Annotated in this window: 17 protein-coding genes; 11 read left to right on the top strand and 6 right to left on the bottom strand. The window is 71.8% G+C overall.

The window, feature by feature from the left end; translation table 11 throughout:
* The first annotated feature begins 209 nt into the window (after positions 1–209).
* A complete protein-coding gene (locus tag C2142_RS19015) occupies positions 210–389 on the top strand; it encodes a thiamine biosynthesis protein ThiC (protein ID WP_194235791.1) in 180 nt (59 codons plus the stop codon).
* 325 nt (positions 390–714) lie between these two features.
* On the top strand, positions 715–1,860 hold the full coding sequence (locus tag C2142_RS19010; RefSeq protein WP_148643768.1) for a hypothetical protein: 1,146 nt from the start codon (positions 715–717) through the stop codon (positions 1,858–1,860).
* Between the two features lie 437 nt (positions 1,861–2,297).
* Here C2142_RS19010 and C2142_RS19005 read toward each other — a convergent pair whose 3' ends face one another.
* Complete coding sequence (locus tag C2142_RS19005) at positions 2,298–2,696, bottom strand: VOC family protein (protein WP_148643767.1); 399 nt, start codon at positions 2,694–2,696, stop codon at positions 2,298–2,300.
* 136 nt (positions 2,697–2,832) lie between these two features.
* On the opposite strand from C2142_RS19005, the gene C2142_RS19000 reads away from it, so the two are divergent.
* Entirely contained in the window at positions 2,833–3,741 is a 909-nt protein-coding gene (locus C2142_RS19000) for a LysR family transcriptional regulator (RefSeq protein WP_148643766.1), read from the top strand.
* Positions 3,742–3,858: 117 nt separating this feature from the next.
* A complete protein-coding gene (locus C2142_RS39980; RefSeq protein ID WP_346766382.1) occupies positions 3,859–4,305 on the top strand; it encodes an antibiotic biosynthesis monooxygenase in 447 nt (148 codons plus the stop codon).
* Here C2142_RS39980 and C2142_RS18990 read toward each other — a convergent pair.
* The 3 genes from C2142_RS18990 to C2142_RS18980 form a co-directional block, all read right to left on the bottom strand.
* The gene (locus C2142_RS18990) at positions 4,266–5,201 is read right to left on the bottom strand and encodes a hypothetical protein (protein WP_194235790.1); all 936 of its coding nucleotides are present in this window, start codon (positions 5,199–5,201) and stop codon (positions 4,266–4,268) included. The genes C2142_RS39980 and C2142_RS18990 overlap by 40 nt on opposite strands.
* Before the next feature lie 187 nt (positions 5,202–5,388).
* Positions 5,389–6,660 carry a metallophosphoesterase gene (locus C2142_RS39975; RefSeq protein ID WP_241002658.1) on the bottom strand — a complete coding sequence of 424 codons (1,272 nt, stop codon included), beginning with the start codon at positions 6,658–6,660 and terminating at the stop codon, positions 5,389–5,391.
* A gap of 247 nt (positions 6,661–6,907) precedes the next feature.
* On the bottom strand, positions 6,908–8,065 hold the full coding sequence (locus C2142_RS18980; protein ID WP_148643765.1) for a LacI family DNA-binding transcriptional regulator: 1,158 nt from the start codon (positions 8,063–8,065) through the stop codon (positions 6,908–6,910).
* 376 nt (positions 8,066–8,441) lie between these two features.
* Here C2142_RS18980 and hisC point away from each other — a divergent pair, with 376 nt between their 5' ends.
* From hisC to C2142_RS18965, 3 genes are all read left to right on the top strand, one after another.
* Positions 8,442–9,524, top strand: coding sequence for a histidinol-phosphate transaminase (hisC, locus tag C2142_RS18975; RefSeq protein WP_148643764.1), 1,083 nt, complete (start codon positions 8,442–8,444; stop codon positions 9,522–9,524).
* A 253-nt stretch (positions 9,525–9,777) separates the two neighbouring features.
* On the top strand, positions 9,778–10,392 hold the full coding sequence (locus C2142_RS18970; protein ID WP_153882797.1) for a hypothetical protein: 615 nt from the start codon (positions 9,778–9,780) through the stop codon (positions 10,390–10,392).
* 53 nt (positions 10,393–10,445) lie between these two features.
* Entirely contained in the window at positions 10,446–11,060 is a 615-nt protein-coding gene (locus C2142_RS18965) for a hypothetical protein (RefSeq protein WP_153882796.1), read from the top strand.
* An 87-nt stretch (positions 11,061–11,147) separates the two neighbouring features.
* Here the strand turns inward: C2142_RS18965 and C2142_RS18960 are convergent, their stop codons facing one another.
* Positions 11,148–12,551 carry an MFS transporter gene (locus tag C2142_RS18960; RefSeq protein WP_148643760.1) on the bottom strand — a complete coding sequence of 468 codons (1,404 nt, stop codon included), beginning with the start codon at positions 12,549–12,551 and terminating at the stop codon, positions 11,148–11,150.
* 142 nt (positions 12,552–12,693) lie between these two features.
* Here C2142_RS18960 and C2142_RS18955 point away from each other — a divergent pair, with 142 nt between their 5' ends.
* From C2142_RS18955 to C2142_RS18940, 4 genes are all read left to right on the top strand, one after another.
* Positions 12,694–13,599 (top strand): helix-turn-helix transcriptional regulator, encoded by a 906-nt coding sequence (locus C2142_RS18955; protein ID WP_148643759.1) that lies wholly within the window; start codon positions 12,694–12,696, stop codon positions 13,597–13,599.
* 221 nt (positions 13,600–13,820) lie between these two features.
* Positions 13,821–14,147 carry a hypothetical protein gene (locus C2142_RS18950; RefSeq protein ID WP_148643758.1) on the top strand — a complete coding sequence of 109 codons (327 nt, stop codon included), beginning with the start codon at positions 13,821–13,823 and terminating at the stop codon, positions 14,145–14,147.
* Positions 14,144–15,787 carry an alpha/beta hydrolase gene (locus C2142_RS18945; protein WP_148643757.1) on the top strand — a complete coding sequence of 548 codons (1,644 nt, stop codon included), beginning with the start codon at positions 14,144–14,146 and terminating at the stop codon, positions 15,785–15,787. The genes C2142_RS18950 and C2142_RS18945 overlap by 4 nt, the downstream gene beginning before the upstream one ends.
* A 23-nt stretch (positions 15,788–15,810) precedes the next feature.
* Positions 15,811–16,380, top strand: coding sequence for a hypothetical protein (locus C2142_RS18940; RefSeq protein WP_148643756.1), 570 nt, complete (start codon positions 15,811–15,813; stop codon positions 16,378–16,380).
* A gap of 433 nt (positions 16,381–16,813) precedes the next feature.
* Here C2142_RS18940 and C2142_RS18935 read toward each other — a convergent pair.
* Positions 16,814–17,726: LAETG motif-containing sortase-dependent surface protein (locus C2142_RS18935; RefSeq protein ID WP_162002504.1), on the bottom strand; the 913-nt coding region annotated here is incomplete at its 5' end.

Raw genomic sequence — 17,726 nt, 5'->3', positions numbered from 1 at the left:
CGACTCGACCTGTTGACCGGTACTACCGCATAGAGGAACCCCAGCCGTGCGTCGGCTGGGGTTCCTCTTTCATGGACTTTCATCAGCGGGTCCTGCGAGAGCAGAGGGTGACGCCGAGGAAGATGCGACACTCGGAGGGCTGGTGGGTATCGGAATCTGGCGGACGTTGGCCGTTGGCACGTCGGGCACCAGGGAAACGTGCTGGGTTCGTGCTGAATCTCTGCCCGATAAAGATCTCCCAGCAGATCCGCGACGAGCACGGCGACGGCTCCACCGCCGTCACCTCGGCCGCCGCCGGCTACGCCGCCGAGGCGCTGGCCGGGATGCAGGCCAAGTCGGAGGAGTTCGCCGCCCAGGGCAACCGGGTCTACCTCCCGCTGACGGACTGATGCGGGACGAGCGTCGTTCCGGGCGGCTCCGGCTTCCTGGAACGGCGCTTCGTCATGTCCGGCTGCCGGATCGGGTTCTTGTCCGGGAATCCGGCACACCCACGGTCTGTGGGTTCCGAGGAGCCACGAGTGGCCCGGTTCGTTTGCCCGAGTGCGTCCCACACGAGCAGCCACCAGCGATGGGGACTTCGGTGGGTGTTGAGCTGTATGGCGTCCATGGTCAGTTCACGTGCGTGTCAGAGTCGTCACCCGTCCGAAATGCTTCAGAATGTCAGGAACTATCCAAGTGATGGCCTGGTTGTCCCGATGTCGAGGAGCGTAGATCATGCGTGTTCCTGAATGGCTCCCCGATCAGCCTGTCCGCATCGGCCGTACCGACTGGCCCGAGCACAGCGACGAAGGAGCGTACCTTCGCCTGCGGGTGGGTCAGACCGTCGTCCTGGACCGGCAGCCCTGGCACCTTCTGGAGATCCACGAGTACCCCGACCGCGAGTGGCCCGAGTCCTACAGGAAAGCCTGGCGTGAGCACGTTGAGTTGTGGAGGCACGCCGAGAACCTCCACGGTGCGAGCGGAGAGGCGACCACGCTGCCCCCCGAGCGGGCCAGCTTCTACAAGCGCCCCGTGATCCTGGTCCTGCGTAACGAGAACCTCCCCAGGTCGACTCCGAAACACTGGTGCGCGCCGGCCAGCCATGACTGGCAGGTCCTCCCGGAGCACTACGCCGTCTGCCGCACCTGCGGTGAACTGCCGCCCTGCCACAACGGGGAGTACCGCTGGGACGGTGGTCCCCGGCCGGCCGAGCACAACCGAGGTGTCGCTCTCATCGTTCCGCCCGACTGCTGCATGGGCTGTGCGGAGTTCATCAAGCCCCGGGTGCGGACGGTGCGCTTTCCCGGCCCGAACCTCTGGTACCCCGAACTGGGCCACGACAGCGCGGTCTTCCACGCTCGCACCGCCTGCGCCGACCAGGTCGACTGCTACCGCATGCGGTGGAGGGCCGAGTACACCGCGCGCAAACCCCACTCGGCTCCCGACCTGTTGTTCCCGGAGGGAGAGAGCTTCACGCTGCCACGGACGAGACTCGCGTCGGATTACACGAAGTCGGCCGAGGACGCTCCGGTGGTGAGCGGTTTTGCCCCTACGGTGAATGCGATGTTCTCGGCGCCCCAGGTGAATCTCCTGCCTGCCGCCACCCCCGCACCGCCGGAGCTTCAGGCCCCTTCCGCCCACCAGCCGCCCTCCGGCTACATGTCGCATCCGGAGCCTTCCGCCGGCCCCGTGCAGCCCTCCGCTTCCCCTGAGGACGTTGACGCGGTACTTCGGCTCACGGGAGCCCTCGACCTCGCCATGGCCGACCGTCCGGCTTTCCACAACGCGGAGCAGGCCGCCCGGGTGATCGAGGAACTCACCGCTGCGGTACGTAATATCGCTCTCTGCCTGAACGGTACGAATACACGCGCTCGAACCTGACCGTCGTGGCCGGTCGGTGGGCCGCTCTGGCCGGGTCCCCCGGCAGGTGCCGAGAGCACGGGCCGTGCGGGTCCGGTCAGGTCCGCACCACGAGCCTGGGGCGGACGGCGTCGGCGGGCCCAGCGGACCGGCCCATGGCGGCTCTGTTGAAGTTCCGGTCGATGAAGATCTCCCGGCAGATCCGCGACGAGCACGGCGACGGCTCCACCGCCGTCACCTCGGCCCCGGCTACGACGTCAAGGCGCCGGCGGACATGCAGGCCGAGTCGGAGGAGTTCGCGGCCCAGGGCAACCGGGGCTGCCTGCCACTGGCGGACTGAGGGCACCACGCGCGCAGCGCCGCACCGGGAGGCAGGAGGAGGCTTCCCGGTGCGGCGCTGCGCAGCGTTGCCGGGCTTCGTCCTCGACACCTCGGTGCTGCTTCCCTGCTGAGCTTCCCTACCGGTCGTCCGCGTCCTCGGCGTACCAGCGGAGCTCGACGGTGTTGCCGTCCGGGTCCTGGACGTAGAGCGAGGAGCCGGTGCCGCGGGCGCCGTAGCGGGGGCCGGGGCCGTCGAGGACGGTGAAGACGCCCGAGTCGACGACCTCCTGCCAGTCCAGGGGCTCGACGGTGAGGCAGATGTGGTCGACGTTGGACTCGCCGCGGGGGCGGGAGAACAGGTCGATGATGGTCTCCGCGTTGACCCGGACCGAGGGGAAGGAGACCTTCCCGGCCCGCCACTCGTCGACCCGGACCGGCTCCAGGCCGAGCAGGCCGGTGTAGAACTCCAGCGAGCGCTCGACGTCCTGGACGTTGAGGACGAGGTGGTCGAAGGCCTTGACGCGGACGGCGGCCATGCCGGGCTCCCGGGTGGTGGAGTGGTGGAGTGGTGGTTCCTGGTGACGTCCTCCACGATCCGCTGTTCGGGGGGATTCATCAACGCCGCTCTGCACTACGATCGTTGAGTCGGACTCAACGATCGGATGTCGGGGCATGTGGGAGCGGCACGAGATCGAGGCCTTCCTGACGCTCGCCGAGGAACTGCACTTCGGCCGGACCGCCGAGCGGCTGGGCGTCACCACCGGGCGGATCAGCCAGGTGATCGGGAAGCTGGAGCGCCGGGTCGGCGCCCGGCTGTTCGAACGTACCAGCCGTTCCGTCCGGCCGACCGCGATCGGGCGGCGGCTGGCGGACGACCTGGCGCCGTTGGTGGCCGGGATCGGGGAGTCGGTGCGGCGGGCGGTGGAGGCGGGCCGCGGGGTGAGCGGGGAGCTGCGGGTCGCCTTCCTCGGCGAGTGGACCGCGCCGCTGCTGCTCAAGGCCGTCCGGCTGTTCGGGGAGCGTCACCCGGGCTGCCGGGTCGAGGTGCGCGAGGTGCAGCTCTTCAACTCCCGCCCGAGCCTGCTGGACGGCTCGGTCGACCTGCTCATCGCCGCCTACCCGTTCGACGGCGACGGCCTGGTCTGCGGGCCGGTGCTGCTCACGGAGCGGCGGGTCCTGGCGGTGTCCGCCGGGCACCCGCTGGCACGGGAGGAACAGGTCTCGGCCGAGGTCCTCGGCGACCACGCGGTGGTGCAGTACCCGGCGGTGACCTCGGCCGGGTTCAAGCGGGACCGGACTCCCGACCTCACGCCGGCAGGCCGGCCGGTGCCGAAGGGGCCGGTGGGCAACACCTTCTCGGAGATGCTCACCCTCGTCGCCCTGGGCCGGGGCGTGCTGCCGGTCGGCGAGCACTCGCGGCGCTACTACCCCCGGCCCGACCTCGTCTACGTGCCGATCCACGACGCGCCGCCGATCGTGCGGGGGCTGGTCTGGCGGGAGAGCAACACCACCGAGCGGCTCCGCGCGTTCGTCTGCGCGGCCACGGAGGCAGCCGCCACGGAGGCCGCCGGAACGGGGTAGCGCGGCCCGGGGAGGAGCCGGCCGGGGAAGATCCTCGCGGGCCGGCGCGTTCGGACGAGGGGCGTCGGGGCCGAGGGGCGTCGACGACGAGGGACAACGGGGACGAAGGGGGACGGGATGTCTCAGCGGATCACGGCCGTCGCGGTGCTGCGGGCCAGGGCGGGGCGCGAGGAGGAGATGCGGGCGCAGGCACGGTCCATGGTCGCGCCCAGCCTGGCGGAGCCGGGCTGTCTCTCGTACCGGAACTACGTGGACCCGGACGACCCGCGGGCCTGGGTGGTGCTGGAGGAAGTGGGAGTCGAGGGAGGCGTTCGAGGCGCACCTGGCCAGCCCGCACCTGGCCCGCTCCCTGGAGCGGACGGCAGAACTGCTCGACGGCCCGCCCGAGGTGAAGGTGCTGACCGCAGCCGACTGAGCTGCGCCGGGGTGAGCTGCGCCGGGGTGAGCTGCGCCGGGGTGAGCTGCGCCGCGGCCCGGCCGCGGAGGGTGCGGGCCCTCCGCGGCGGTGCCGGGCGGGGCCGGGGTCAGACGTCGTCCGGGCTGGTGAAGGCCGGGCCGGTGTAGCCGGGGCCGGTGAAGTCCGGGGTCGTGAAGGTGGCGGTGCGCGGCTCCCGGCCCTCGGGGTCGGTGAGGCCCTCGGCGCCGGGGCTGCTGAACCCCGGCCCGGTGTACCCGGGGCTGCTGAAGTCCGGGCTGCTGTAGTCGGGGCGGGGCGCGTCGGGCCGGGCGGGCTCCCCGGCCGAGGGCCGGGCCGGGTCCCCGGCCTGTGCGGGGACGGCGGCGGCCGTCGGCGGCGCCGGGTCGGCGCGCAGGGCGGCGTGCAGGTACGGCATCAGCGCCCGGTCGCGCAGCGCGCGCTGCCACTCGCGGCGGGCGTCGGCCAGCTCGGCCGCGAGGTCCGGATCGGCCCCGGCCGGGGCCGGCACGGTGGACCCGTCGCGCAGGGCGGTGAGGATCAGCCCGACGATGCCCACCACCATCGCGACCACCCCGGCGGCCAGGGCGACCCAGCCGGCCGTCAGCAGCGAGCGGGCCAGTGCCGGCTCGGGGTCGGCGGCGCGCAGGACGTACCCGAGGAGCAGCAGGACGAGTGCGGCGGCCCAGGCGAGGATCGGGGTGAGGACGGTGAGGACCGGGAAGAGTCCGGCGCCGCCGCTCCCGGAGCGCAGCTGGGCCAGCAGCCCGGGTGCGCCGGGTTCGCCGTCGTGGGCGGCCGGGGGTGTGCTGCGCAGGCTCTCGCGCAGCCGGAGGTAGTGCTCGTACTCGGTGGCGGCCGCGGCAGCGACGCCGTCGGCGGCGCGCAGGGCCTGGGTGCGCAGCTGGTCGCCGGTGAGGGCGCCGGGCGTGCGCAGGGCGGTCAGGATGGTGCCGTCACGCAGTGCGTCGTCGAGGAGGCGTTCGAAGTCCGGGCGGTCCTCGGCGAGCAGGTGCGGGGCGTTGTTCATGGGGACCCCGTTCATGCGGAACCCGGTTCGCTCGGGCCCGCGGGGTGCACTGTTGCGGGCACGGAGACGGTCCGCCACACGGGCGGCCGGGTGTGGTGTGCCTCGATGGTAGGGGCGGGTGCGGTCGCGCTGACAGTAACTTTCCGGAATTTCGCGCCCCGGGCCGCGCGTGCGGTCCGGGGCGGGCGCCGGGAACGGGTGTTCAGTTGACGGGTAGTCGGGCCACGAGCAGGCGTCCCTCCATCGTGACGCCGCCGTCCATCGCCACCGCGAGGTCGTCCGCGTAGATGTACGGGCCGGGGATGTGCGGCGGCGCGCCGTCGTCCGCGTGCACCGCGCCGGTGAGGTACGGGATGGGGCTGTGACCGTGCACGACGCGCGAGCCGCCGTAGGTGTCGAGCAGCTCGTGGACGGCGGTCGGTCCGGCGTCGCCGCGGAAGGCGAAGCGCTTGGTGAACCGGCGGAAGCAGTCCCACCACTCGTCCACGCCCTCGTCGGCGAGCAGGACGTGGACGGCGTCGTTGACCTCGGCGATGGACTCGCCGTACTCCAGGTACGCGGTGGTGTCGGAGTGCAGCAGCAGGTGGCCGTCCTCCAGCGCGATGGCGGGGAGCCGGGAGAGCCAGCTGACGTGGTGCGCCTCCAGCCGGTCCAGGTCGTGCTGCTGCCCGCCGTTGAGCCGCCAGGCGGCGAGGAAGGAGGCGGTGCCGGCGGTGGACTGGACGGGCTCGTCGCCGTACCGGGCGGCGCCGAGGAAGAGCAGTTCGTGATTGCCCATCAGGGCCCGGCAGTAGCCGCCGGCGGCGGCGGCCTCGGCGGCGAGCTGCATGACCAGGTCGATGACGCCGATGCCGTCGGGGCCGCGGTCGGTGAAGTCGCCGAGGAACCAGATCCGGGAGCGGCCGGCGGACCAGTGGCCGTCGGCGTCGATCAGGCCCTGGTGGCGCAGCTCGGCGAGCAGCTCGTCGAGGTAGCCGTGCACGTCGCCGACGACGTAGAGCGGGCCGGGCGGCTCGTTCGGGGCGGGCGCGGGGTACGGGTTGTACGGCAGGCCGGGCTCGGGGAGCGGGGGGCCGAGCTCGATGGTCGGCGGGTCGTCGATCTGGTGCGCGGGCGAGGGCCGGTCGGGGAGCGTCGGCTCGTACCCGGGGTGGGCGGCCTGCGGGCCGTGGGCGCCCTGCGGGTCGTGGTGGTCGTGCTGGACGTGGTGGTCCTGCTGCGCGTGGGCGCCCTGTGGGGCGTGGCCGTCGTGCTGGGTGTGGCCGTCGTGCGGGTGTCCGGTGGCCGGCCAGTGCTGTTCGAGGTAGCGGGCGCCGCCGTAGCCGCTGTACGTCTCGGACTCGTACGCCGCCTCGGCGTACCCGGCCGGCTCCGGTTCGTAGTAGGTGCCGTAGGGCAGCACGTCGAGGTCCGGCTGGTGGCGGGGGCCTGAGTCCGGGTGTTCAGGCCCGGGGAAGCGGTCCTCGGGTGTCATTCGCCCATCATAGGAAGACCACTCTCCCGGCGTCGTCACCTGGTGGGTATCCAATCCTCCGGAGCGTCAGCAGGGCGGTCCGTCAGGTCCGATTTGTCCCGGCTGGGTATGGTCTAGACCCCGTTGGGCCCGTCACGGCGTGGGGTACGGGCGGCCCGCCCGGCGTGCGCCCCGGCGTGCACCCCGGGGCGGGCCCGGGGCACACGCACGAGGGCCCGGTACACGCTCATGCGGGCCCGCGGCGCACCTACACCTCGCCCGGCGGGCGCGGCGGGCTGATCGTGGTGCGCGGGCTCCGGCGCTGGGAGGAGGCGCGGACGATCAGCTCGGTGGGCATCAGGGTGCCGGGCGGCGGGCCGTTGCCGGCGGTGCGGAACCGCGGCGGGAAGAGCCGGGCGATGTCGACGCCCGTTCCGGAGTCCACCCCCTCGATGGCGTCGATGAGCAGGTTGACGACGGTGGTGCCGATCCGCCGGGGCTTGAGCGAGAGCGTGGTGATCGGTGGCTCGGTGGCCGCGTACACGTCGCTCTCGCTGCAGCAGACCAGCAGCAGGTCGTCCGGCACCCGCAGGCCGTACCGGCGGGCGGCCGCGAGCAGGTCGGTGCCGTTGGGGTCGAAGAGGCCGTAGACGGCGTCGGGCCGGTCGGGCCGGGCCAGCAGCCGGTCGGCGGCGACGGCGCCGGCGGCCGGGTCGTGCGCGGGGTAGGCCTCGTAGACCGGCTCCTGGCCGACCTTGGCGCACCAGCCGAGGTAGGCCTCGGTGGAGAGCCGGGTGTAGGTGTCGGTGCTGGTGCCGGTGAGCAGGCCGATCCGGCGGGCGCCGGCCTCGGAGAGGTGGTCGAGGATGCCGAGCACGGCGGCCTCGTGGTCGTTGTCGACCCAGGCGGTGACCGGGCAGTTGCCGGGCTTGCCGTCGCTGACCACCGGGACGCCGGACCGGTACAGCTCGCTGACCAGCGGGTCCTGGTCGGGCGGGTCGATCACCACGGTGCCGTCGAGGGCGATGTTGCCCCAGACGTCGTGCCGGGAGGAGGCGGGCAGCACCACCAGCGCGTAGCCGCGGCCGAGGGCGGCACTGGTGGCGGCGCGGGCCATCTCGGCGAAGTACGCGAACTCGGTGAAGGTGAACGGCTCCTCGCCGTAGGTGGTGACGGTCAGTCCGATCAGGCCCGAGCGCCCGGTGCGCAGGGTGCGGGCGGCGGCCGAGGGGCGGTAGCCGAGGCGCTCGGCGACCTCGCGCACGCGGCTTCTGGTCTCATCGGGCAGGCGGCCCTTACCGTTCAGCGCGTCGGAGACGGTGGTGATCGACACTCCTGCGGCTGCTGCCACATCCCGGATGCCGGCCCGCTCCAGACGCCGTGAGGTGGTGGGCCGCCGACCGCTCTGGTTGGCTGCTGCTGTCATGGCGGACCGATCGTATGGCTCCTGACAAGGGTCTGTGACCGGCGCATCGGGGGGCCTTGGAGATACGTTTCTCCATGAGTGAGCCCGTGTGCGCCCCTTCGATACCCGCACGAAACCAGCCGTCTTACCTCTGACATGTGCCAAAGGAACCCGGCAGAATGGCTGATCTGCGCCCGTCACCCGACCGGGCATCTCACTCCTACGGGTGAGCGGCGGTCGGTATCGTTCAGGGCACCCGACCGGGGTGGTCCGGGTGCGTCGCGAGTCCCCGGGTACGACGGCGATCCCGTCCGAGCCGGGCGTGGACGCACCGGAGGCAGCTCGAAGCGGCGAGAACGCCGCGAGCTCGACCGAGTGGAAGAGAAGGAGCAGGACCGTGAGTGGAACGGCACCGCAGGGGCCCCGGCTGAGGCCGACCCTGGACGGCATCCCCACCTACAAGCCCGGCAAGCCGGCCGGCGCCGACGCCTACAAGCTGTCTTCCAACGAGAACCCGTACGAGCCGCTGCCCGGCGTGCTCGACGCGGCGGTGAAGGCGGCCGGCTCGTTCAACCGGTACCCGGACATGGCGGTCACCGGGCTGACCGCCGAGCTGGCGCAGCGCTTCGGCGTCCCGGCCGAGCACATCGCCACCGGCACCGGCTCGGTCGGCGTCGCCCAGTCGCTGATCCTCGCCACCGCCGGCCCGGGCGACGAGGTGATCTTCGCCTGGCGCTCGTTCGAGGCCTACCCGATCATCACCCAGGTCGCCGGCGCGACCCCGGTCCCGGTGCCGCTCACCGCGGGCGGTGACCACGACCTGGACGCGATGCTGGCGGCCGTCACCGACCGGACCCGGCTGATCTTCGTCTGCAACCCCAACAACCCCACCGGCAACGTGATCCACCGCGCCGAGCTGGAGCGCTTCATCGACGCCGTCCCCGCCGACGTCCTGGTGGTCGTCGACGAGGCGTACATCGAGTTCATCCGCGACCCCGAGGTCCCCAACGGCATCGAGCTCTACCGCGACCGCCCGAACGTGTGCGTGCTGCGCACCTTCTCCAAGGCGTACGGCCTGGCGGGCCTGCGGGTCGGCTTCGCGATCGCGCACGAGCCGGTGGCCACCGCGCTGCGCAAGACCGCGGTGCCGTTCGGCGTCACCCAGCTCGCCCAGGACGCCGCCGTCGCCTCGCTGCGGGCCGAGGAGGCCCTGATGGTCAGGGTCGAGTCGCTGGTCGAGGAGCGGACCCGGGTGGTCGCCGGGCTGCGCGCCCAGGGCTGGGAGATCCCGGACTCGCAGGCCAACTTCGTCTGGCTGGCGCTCGGCGAGCGCTCCCAGGAGTTCGCCGCCGCGTGCGCCGAGGCCGGCGTGATCGTCCGCCCGTTCCCCGAGGGCGTCCGGATCTCGATCGGCGAGGCCGAGGGCAACTCGATCTTCCTCGCGGTGGCCGAGGCCTTCCGCAAGACGATCGAGGGCTGACCCGGCCCGGACGGTTTCACGAAGGGGCGCACCGTTCGACGGTGCGCCCCTTCGTCGTCCCTTGGCGCTCCCGTGTCGTCCCCGTTCCGGCCTGTGACGTCAGGGCGCCGCCCGGTGCCGTCGTGTCCGGATGCTGTCCTGATCCGGTATCAGGTGATGCTCCAGGGGCGGTGGGGGCTGTTGAGTCGCTAATGTGTGCGACCGTCAGCCCGGGTGGCCGTCCGGCCGCCCGCCAAACGGGGGAACCATCATCATGTCTTCTCGTCATGTCCTTCTGGCCGTCGCCGCCGCTGCCGCCGCCGTCACCCTGACCGCCTGCGGCCCGGGTGACCCGGAGCCGGCCACCACCGCCGCCGGGCCCACCGTGGCCAACACCGCCGCGCCCGCGCCGACCGGCGGCGCCGCCGCGACCGGCAAGCCCACCGGTGCCGCGCCCGCCACGAGTGCCGCCGCGACCGGCAAGCCCGCCGGCGGTGCGACGGCGGGGCCCGGCCAGGCCGGAGCCGACTGCAAGCCCGGGGAGATGAAGCCCGTCCCGGCCGGACACAAGGTGGTCGTCCTCACCAAGGCCACCACGGCCACGGCGGTGGTCGCCAAGGACGGCGAGTTCACCTGCCACATGCCCGACCGCGGCTGGTGGCCGAAGGGCGACGACAAGACCTACTCCTTCGCGCCCGGCGCCAAGGCGGCGCTGACCACGCTGGACGGCCAGAAGCCGGTCTCGCTGGCCCAGCTGGCCGACCACACCACGCACTGCGTGAACCACGTCAACGATGCGGCCTCCCCGTGCGACCCGGGGACCGACTACGACCTCGCCCTGGACGCCACCGGCAAGATCACCGCGATCACCGAGGTCCACACCGGGTGACCGTCCGGTCCGCCCCGTCCCCGTTCCCCGACCACTCGCCCCAAGGATCGACCGTGTCCTCTCGCAGAGCCCTCCTGGCCGTCGCCGCCGCTGCCGCCGCCGTCACCCTGACCGCCTGCGGCCCGGGTGACCCGGAGCCGGCCACCACCGCCGCCGGGCCCACCCCGGCCAACACCGCCGCGCCCGCGCCGACCGGCGGCGCCACCGCGACCGGCAAGCCCACCGGTGCCGCGCCCACCTCACCCGCCGCCGCGAGTTCGGCCGGCAAGCCCAGCGGCGGTGCGACCGGCGGCTGCCTGCCGCCCGGCATCCCGTCCAACCACCGGATGGTGAACCTGTCCAAGGCGGCCACCGCCACCACCGTCCACGCCAAGGACACCACCTACCTCTGCGGCAAGCCGACGGGCGGTTGGATCGACGCGGGCGAGGAGAAGACCTACACCTTCGCGCCCGGCGCCACCGCCAAGCTGAGCGACCTCAACAACATGCTGCACGCCGTCCCGCTCGCACAGTTCGCGGCGCACACCGACTTCTGCCTCAACCACACGTCGGCCCCCGACACCGAGCCCTGCTACGACCGCGGCACCCACGAGATCGTGCTGGACGGTTCCGGCAGGATCACCAACATCGTCGAGGTGGGTCTCGTGAAGCAGGTCGTCACGCCGTAGCACGGGGTCGCGCCGTAGCGCGGGTCACGGCAGAGGGAGTGGGAAGCCGGCCGGTCCGACTTCCCACTCCGTCGCCCTGCGGGCGCCTCACCCGCGCCGCAGGAAGAGCGCCGAGGCGAGGGCGGCCAGCAGCACCAGGGCGGCGTTGACGGCGACGGCCCAGGTGACGCCGGTGAGCACGGTGCCCCCCGCGGCCGCCGTCGTGGCGACCGCGCTCATCACCGGAGTGCCCAGGGTGATGCCGACCTGCTGGGTCATCGTGGCGACGCCGGTGGCCAGGCCCTGCTCCTCGTCCGGCAGGCCCGAGGTGGCGGTCACCATGAAGCCGACGATCGCCAGCATGTTGCCCACCCCGCCGACGAAGGTCGCCACCAGCAGCAGGCCGAGCCAGGCCCGGTCGGCCCCCAGCAGGACGAGCGCCGCCGTCGCGGCCGCCTGGACGAGGAAGCCGGCCAGCAGCGCGCCCCGGCTGCCGAGCCCGCCGATCACCCGGGGTGCGAGGACGCCGCCCAGCACCGTGCCCGCGCCCAGCACGCCGAAGGCCAGGCCGGTGGCCAGCGCGGAGAAGCCGAGCACCCGCTGGAGGTAGAGGGTCAGCAGGAAGACCAGCGAGGTCTCGGTGGCGAAGGCCAGCAGCCCGGCCGTGTTGCCCCAGACCACGGTGCGCCGCCGCAGCACCCGGACCGGCACCAGCGGGGCGGCGGCGGAGCGCTCGACGAACCAGAACGCCGTCAGCAGCAGCGCGGCCAGGGCGAGCGCTCCGAGCGCCGACGGGTCGCCCCAGCCGCGCTCGCCGGCCGTCGTCAGGCCGTAGACCAGGGCGAGCAGGCCGCCGGTGACGGTGGCCGCGCCCGGCACGTCCATCCGGGTCCGCACCTCCGGCCGGCTCTCGGCGATCAGCCGGGGCGCGACCAGCAGCACGGCCAGCGCGACGGGCACGTTGACGAGGAACGCCCAGCGCCAGCTGAGCAGGTCGGTGAGCAGCCCGCCGAGGACGGCCCCCGAGGTGAAGCCGGCCGACATCAGCGCGCCGTTCAGGCCCAGCGCCCGCTCGCGCAGCGGGCCCTCGGGGAAGGCCGTGGTGAGCAGCGCCAGCCCGGCCGGGGTGACGGCGGCGGTGGCCAGCCCCTGGGCGACCCGGGCGGCCAGCAGCAGTTCCGGGCTGGTGGCCAGGCCGCCAGCCAGCGAGGCGACGGCGAGCACGGCCAGGCCGAGCAGGAAGACCCTGCGCCGCCCGACCAGGTCGGCCACCCGTCCGAACAGCAGGGTGAAGCCGGCGGCGCAGAGGGCGAAGGCGGTGGCGATCCACTGCAGGCCGCCGAGCGTGAAGCCGAGGCCCTGGCCGATCACCGGCAGGGCGACGTTCAGGATCGAGAAGTCCACGGCCAGCATGAACTGGGCGGCCAGCAGGACGACCAGGACGAGGCGCTGCCGGCCGGTCATGCCGGCCGCCCTCACGGCGGGTGGTGCTTCGGACAGGGTGGCGGTCATGGCTCCGCTGCCTTTCGACGGTGGGGGTTCCTCCGGGGTACGGCAGCAGCCTGCGCGGCTCCGCGGGGCCTACCCAGACCCCCGCGAAGGGTGGCACTGACAGGGACAGGCTCGGCGGGGCCCGGCCGTGTTCACTGGACGCATGGACAATCCGGCAGAGCTGAGCGAGTTCCTGCGCACCCGCCGCGCCCGGCTGCAACCCGAGGACGTCGGCCTGACCGCGTACGGGACGAGGCGGCGGGTGCCCGGCCTGCGACGCGAGGAACTGGCCCAGCTGGCGGGCGTCAGCATCACCTACTACACGCGGCTGGAGCAGGGACAGGGCCGCAACGTCTCCGACGAGGTGCTGGACGCCGTCGCCCGGGCGCTGCGCCTGGACGCCGACGAGCACGCCCACCTGCGGAACCTGGCCCGCCCGGGCCGGCCGGCGAAGGGCCGGGGGGCCGCCGAGCGCTTCGAGCGGGCCCGGCCGGCGGTGCGGCAGCTGATCGCGGCGATGACCGACGTCCCGGCGGCGGCGGTCGGGCGGCGCAACGAGGTGCTGGCCTGGAACCCGCTCGGCCACGCCCTGCTGGCCGGGCACCTCGACGCGGCCGCGCCCGAGCGGGCGGCGGACCGGCCCAACCTCTCCCGGCTGCTCTTCCTCGACCCGCGCACCCGGGCGCTGTACCCCCGGTGGGAGACCGAGGCCCGGGCCCAGGTGGCGTTCCTGCGGCTGGCCGCCGGGCGCCACCAGGAGGACCGGCAGTTGGCGGAGCTCATCGGCGAGTTGTCGATGAAGAGCGCCGAGTTCGCGGAGCTGTGGTCCCGCCACCCGGTGCACGACTGCCTGTTCGGCCGCAAGGAGTTCCACCACCCGGTGGTGGGGGAGCTGTCGCTGGACTTTGAGGCGCTGCCGCTGCCGGAGGCGTCCGGACACCGGATGCTGCTCTTCAGCGCGGCCCCGGGCTCACCGTCCGAGGCGGGCCTGCGCCTGCTGGCGGCGGTGTCGTTCCCGCGCCACGAACTCACCGCCGCGCCGGCCGTCTCACCCCCGGCCGGGGAGTGAAGTCCTCGCTCGCCTCGCTGCCGAAGAACACCGGATCCCCACGCGCGCCGGCCCGTGCGGTGATGCATCGTTCGTGGTTCAAGGCAGATGCCCACCCGGATCGCACTCCGCCCGTCACAGGCGGGCATACCATCTGAGTATCTGTACGGATGCGGAGCGCAGTGCCTGTAGTTCGCCTTCTGCGGGCGGGTGCACGTATCCGACTCCGGGGAGGGGAAGCAATGTCGGACAAAGACTCGGCTGGCAAGGTCGTCATCCAACCGGCGGACCTGCGGGCCTCCGCAGGCATCGTGAAGAGCCTGGGAGAGGAGCTCGGTGCTCCCGTCCAGAACGCGGTGAACACCAGCACCACCGCCTCCGGCCAGCTCACCGGCTGGTCCATAGCCGGTGGGCTCGGGCAGTTGGGAAGTGGCTGGGCCAAGCCGCTCGGCGCCCTCCGGCAGCGCCTCGCGGACACTGCGAGCAACCTGAACGCGAACGCCGACGCCCACGCACACAACGATCAGGCCGTCGCCGGCGGGTGGGCAGCGCAGCAGGCGGCCAAGTGAGCAGCAGCTACGAGCTCTTGGTGAAGTTCGACCCGCACGGGCTGCGCGACGCCGCGAAGGCCTGGAAAGCCCTGGGCCACGCTATGGAGGGCACAAGTCAGAGGCATCGCAATCAGGTCAACGGACCGCTGTGTCATGGCTGGGAGGGCGAGGATGCCAAGGCCGCGCTTCCGTTCATGGTGAAGACCGAACAGCAGATGGACGTCGTCCGGATGGAGTCGGAAGCTGCGGCCCTGGTGCTGAACACCGTCGCCGACCGCATGTACCAGGCGCAGACCAACCTGACCAACGCCGTGAACCGCGCCGTGGATGCCGGGTTGATGGTGTCCGCCGACGGAACCGTCGGCCTACCGCCCGAGGAACGGGGTGACCACAACGACCCGGAGGCGCAGGACGCGCGCCGCAAGCTCGCCTCTCAGAAGAAGGACTACCAGGACCGCATCAACACCGCTCTGAAGGATGCCCAGACGGCGAGCGACCAGGGCCACAACGCCCTGGTCCAGCTCAGCGCAAACACCCTGGACCCTGCTCGCGCGAACGGCTCCCTGGCCGAGGCCAAGACCGCTGCTGAGGCCGTGATGCGGGACCTCGGCCTGGTTGACCCGTACATCCCCGACGGCAAGGACCCCGCCAAGAATGCCGCTTGGTGGAACGGTCTCACCCTGGACCAGCGGGAGGCCTACCTCACCCTCAATGCCGCGAAGATCGGCAACCTCGACGGCCTGCCAGCGACCGTCCGAGACGAGGCCAACCGTCTCGTCCTGGACCAGAAGCTCGACGCGCTCATGGTCGGCTCACCGTCCATTTTCGGCCTGGACCAGCAGGCGTATGACAAACGCAAGGCTGCGTTGGTGGAAATCAAGAGGAAGCTGGAGGAGAGCGCCACCGCCAAGGACGAATCGAAGCAAATGTTCCTCCTCGCCATCGAGCCCGAGGCGTACGAGGGAGACGGGCGTGCGATCGTCGCCACCGGCAACCCGGACAAGGCCAAGCACACCGCCGTTTTCGTCCCAGGCACCAACACCGAGTTCCCGGGCGTCCCGGGACAGATGGACCTCATCCGCAAGCTCCAGGTCAAGGGGGAGAGGTATGCCAAGGCGGGCGAGACCGTATCAGTGATCTCCTATCTTGGTTACGACACTCCGGAGAGCATTGCCGGGGCGGCAAGCCCCAGGCGTGGAATCGACGGTGCCGAGGACATGCGGAGGTTCTCCCAAGGCCTCAGGGTGGCGCACGGTGATCCGAAGACACATCTCACCTACATTGCGCACAGCTATGGCAGTTACGCCGTCGGCGTCGCCGCCGAAGACGCAGGCGGGCTGCAAGCCGACGACATCGTCGCCCTTGGCAGTCCCGGGATGGACGTCATCACCGCTGAGCAGTTGAACATCGACCCCAACCATGTCTGGATCGGAGAGGCGACCGACGATGCCACTCGTGTCGTCGGCGGCCTGACCCTGGGGCCGTCACCGCACATTGCCGGGTTCGGAGGCAACAACATCCACATCGACACATCCGGCCATGGCGGTTATTGGAACGACAAGTCCGACAGTCTTGAGAATCAGGGCAGAATCATCGCTGGACAGCCGCCCAGCACTACCTGGAAAGAGGACCCGGTCTGGGGTCAGATTCCTCACTGATTCTCTGCCCCGAAATGGAACCTATGACCAGCTCGTCCAGTCATCCGCGAATCGCCGGCACTCGCCTGTTGCGCCTGGGCGCAGCAGCGTTGCTGGCCGCAACCCTTGGAGCCTGCGTGTCCAGTCCCGGAAGCGGGAAGAACGATCCCCTGCCTGTGAAGTCCCGCCAGGAAGCGCTCGACTGGGCGGAGCAGCTCACCGCGCACCTCTCCCAGGTCGCCGGGATTCAGATCAACGACGAACCGGCTCAGCAGGTCTTCACCTCCTGCGTGGGTAGGAACGGTGAATCCGCGACTGATGGCCGATTCACACTCGACTTCGCGGTGCACAGCAACGTTCCTAACGCTGGACACAACGAGGTTGTCCGCAAAGTCCGGGAGGTTCTCACGAACGAGGGCCTAAAGATCACCGACTACCAGGAGGCGCCCCCTACCAAGGCGACCGCCATTCTCACGGCCCGCCACCCCAACAGCCAGTATGTGGTGGACGTTTCCAGTACCGCTGGTGACGACCGTATGGTCCTCGGTATCACCACCCCCTGCCTGATGCCTCCGTCGGGCTCGCCTTCGTCCGCCCCGACGGCCACCTCCTAGCACGAACTTGGCGCTCTGCCGTTGCGGGCGAGCGGTCGGCATGGGCCACTGGCCATACGGTGTCCTGCCTCCGTCTCGACGTGCTCGCCGGCCAGTCGTTCACGGGCACCTACAGGCTGCGTAGCGACATCGAGGGAACGGCGGCGAGGCACCCGCCCGTCAGGGGATGCTGTGGCGAATGTGACTGATTGACTGCGGTGAGTGATGTCGGCCTCTGAGGCTGGTCTCAGAGGCCGACGTTTGCTGTTGCGGGGGTGCGGTGTGTCAATGCGAGCCGAGGGGCTCGGGGAGGTTCCGGCCGAGACGATGCCCCGCTGGATGAATCCAGCGGGGCGAAGCAATCCACCTTCGCCAACTGCCCAGGATGGGTGAAGGGGCCCTTCTCCGCACCGCCGTGCGGAGGAGGGCCCCTTCGGGTTTCCGTGCGGGTCGGTCAGCGCTGGGGACGCAGCCGGCGCACGGCGATGAGGACGCCGGCGCCGAGGGCGACGAAGGCGGCGGCGGAGGCGGCGAGGAAGCCGTTGGTGGAGCTGGAGCCGGTCTGGGCGAGCTCGGGGGTGCCGGCCGGGGCGGTGGTGGCGGGGGCCGAGGGCGTGGCGGACGGCGCGGCGGCCGGGGCCTTGGTGGTGGTCGGGGCCGTGGTGGGGGTCGCGTCGGCGGCCGGCTTGGCGGGGGCGGGCTTAGTGGTGGGCTTCGCGGTGGTGGTGGGCTTCGCGGTCGGCTTGGCCGGCGCGGTGGGGTGGACCACCTTGAAGGTGTGGGACTCGCCCTTCGACATGGGGAAGCCGTCGGCCTTCCCGCCGATGAAGATCTGGAGCCCGTTCAGGTCCGCGGCGGCATTCGCGGAAACCGAGATGCGGAACCCGAAGTTGACGGCCCGGCCGTCGTCGAGGCGCTTGGCCTTCAGGCCGCTGGTGTCCGCGTGGATCACCGGGTCGCAGCCGGGCAGCATGGTCAGCTTCTTCCAGCCGCCGGGCGTGGCCGCCTCGACCGTGAAGTCCTGAATCCGCGTGGCGCCCTTCTCGTTGTACAGCGCGATCATGGGGGCGACGTTCTCGTAGGGCGCGCCGGTGAAGTTGGTGACCCCGACGCCGATCTCGACCTTCCCGCCGCCGGCCGTGATGGTCTGCCCGTCCGGCGTCATGTGGAATCCGGCCTCAAGGTTGCCCTTGTGCGCGGCGGCGGGGGTGACGGGCTTGGCCTCGGCGGCGGCCTTCGACTGCGGACCGTCGCCGCAAGCCCAGGAGGACTCGGCGGTCATCAGCTGGACGGAGCCGGCGAGGACGACGGTGGCGGCGAGGGTGGCGAGGCGGCGGCGGCCGGAGGTCGAGCGGACTCGCGATCGA

This window comes from Streptomyces sp. CB01881, from assembly GCF_002953255.1.
In the GTDB taxonomy this organism is placed as follows: domain Bacteria; phylum Actinomycetota; class Actinomycetes; order Streptomycetales; family Streptomycetaceae; genus Kitasatospora.
This window is presented reverse-complemented; position numbering and strand designations above follow the sequence as displayed.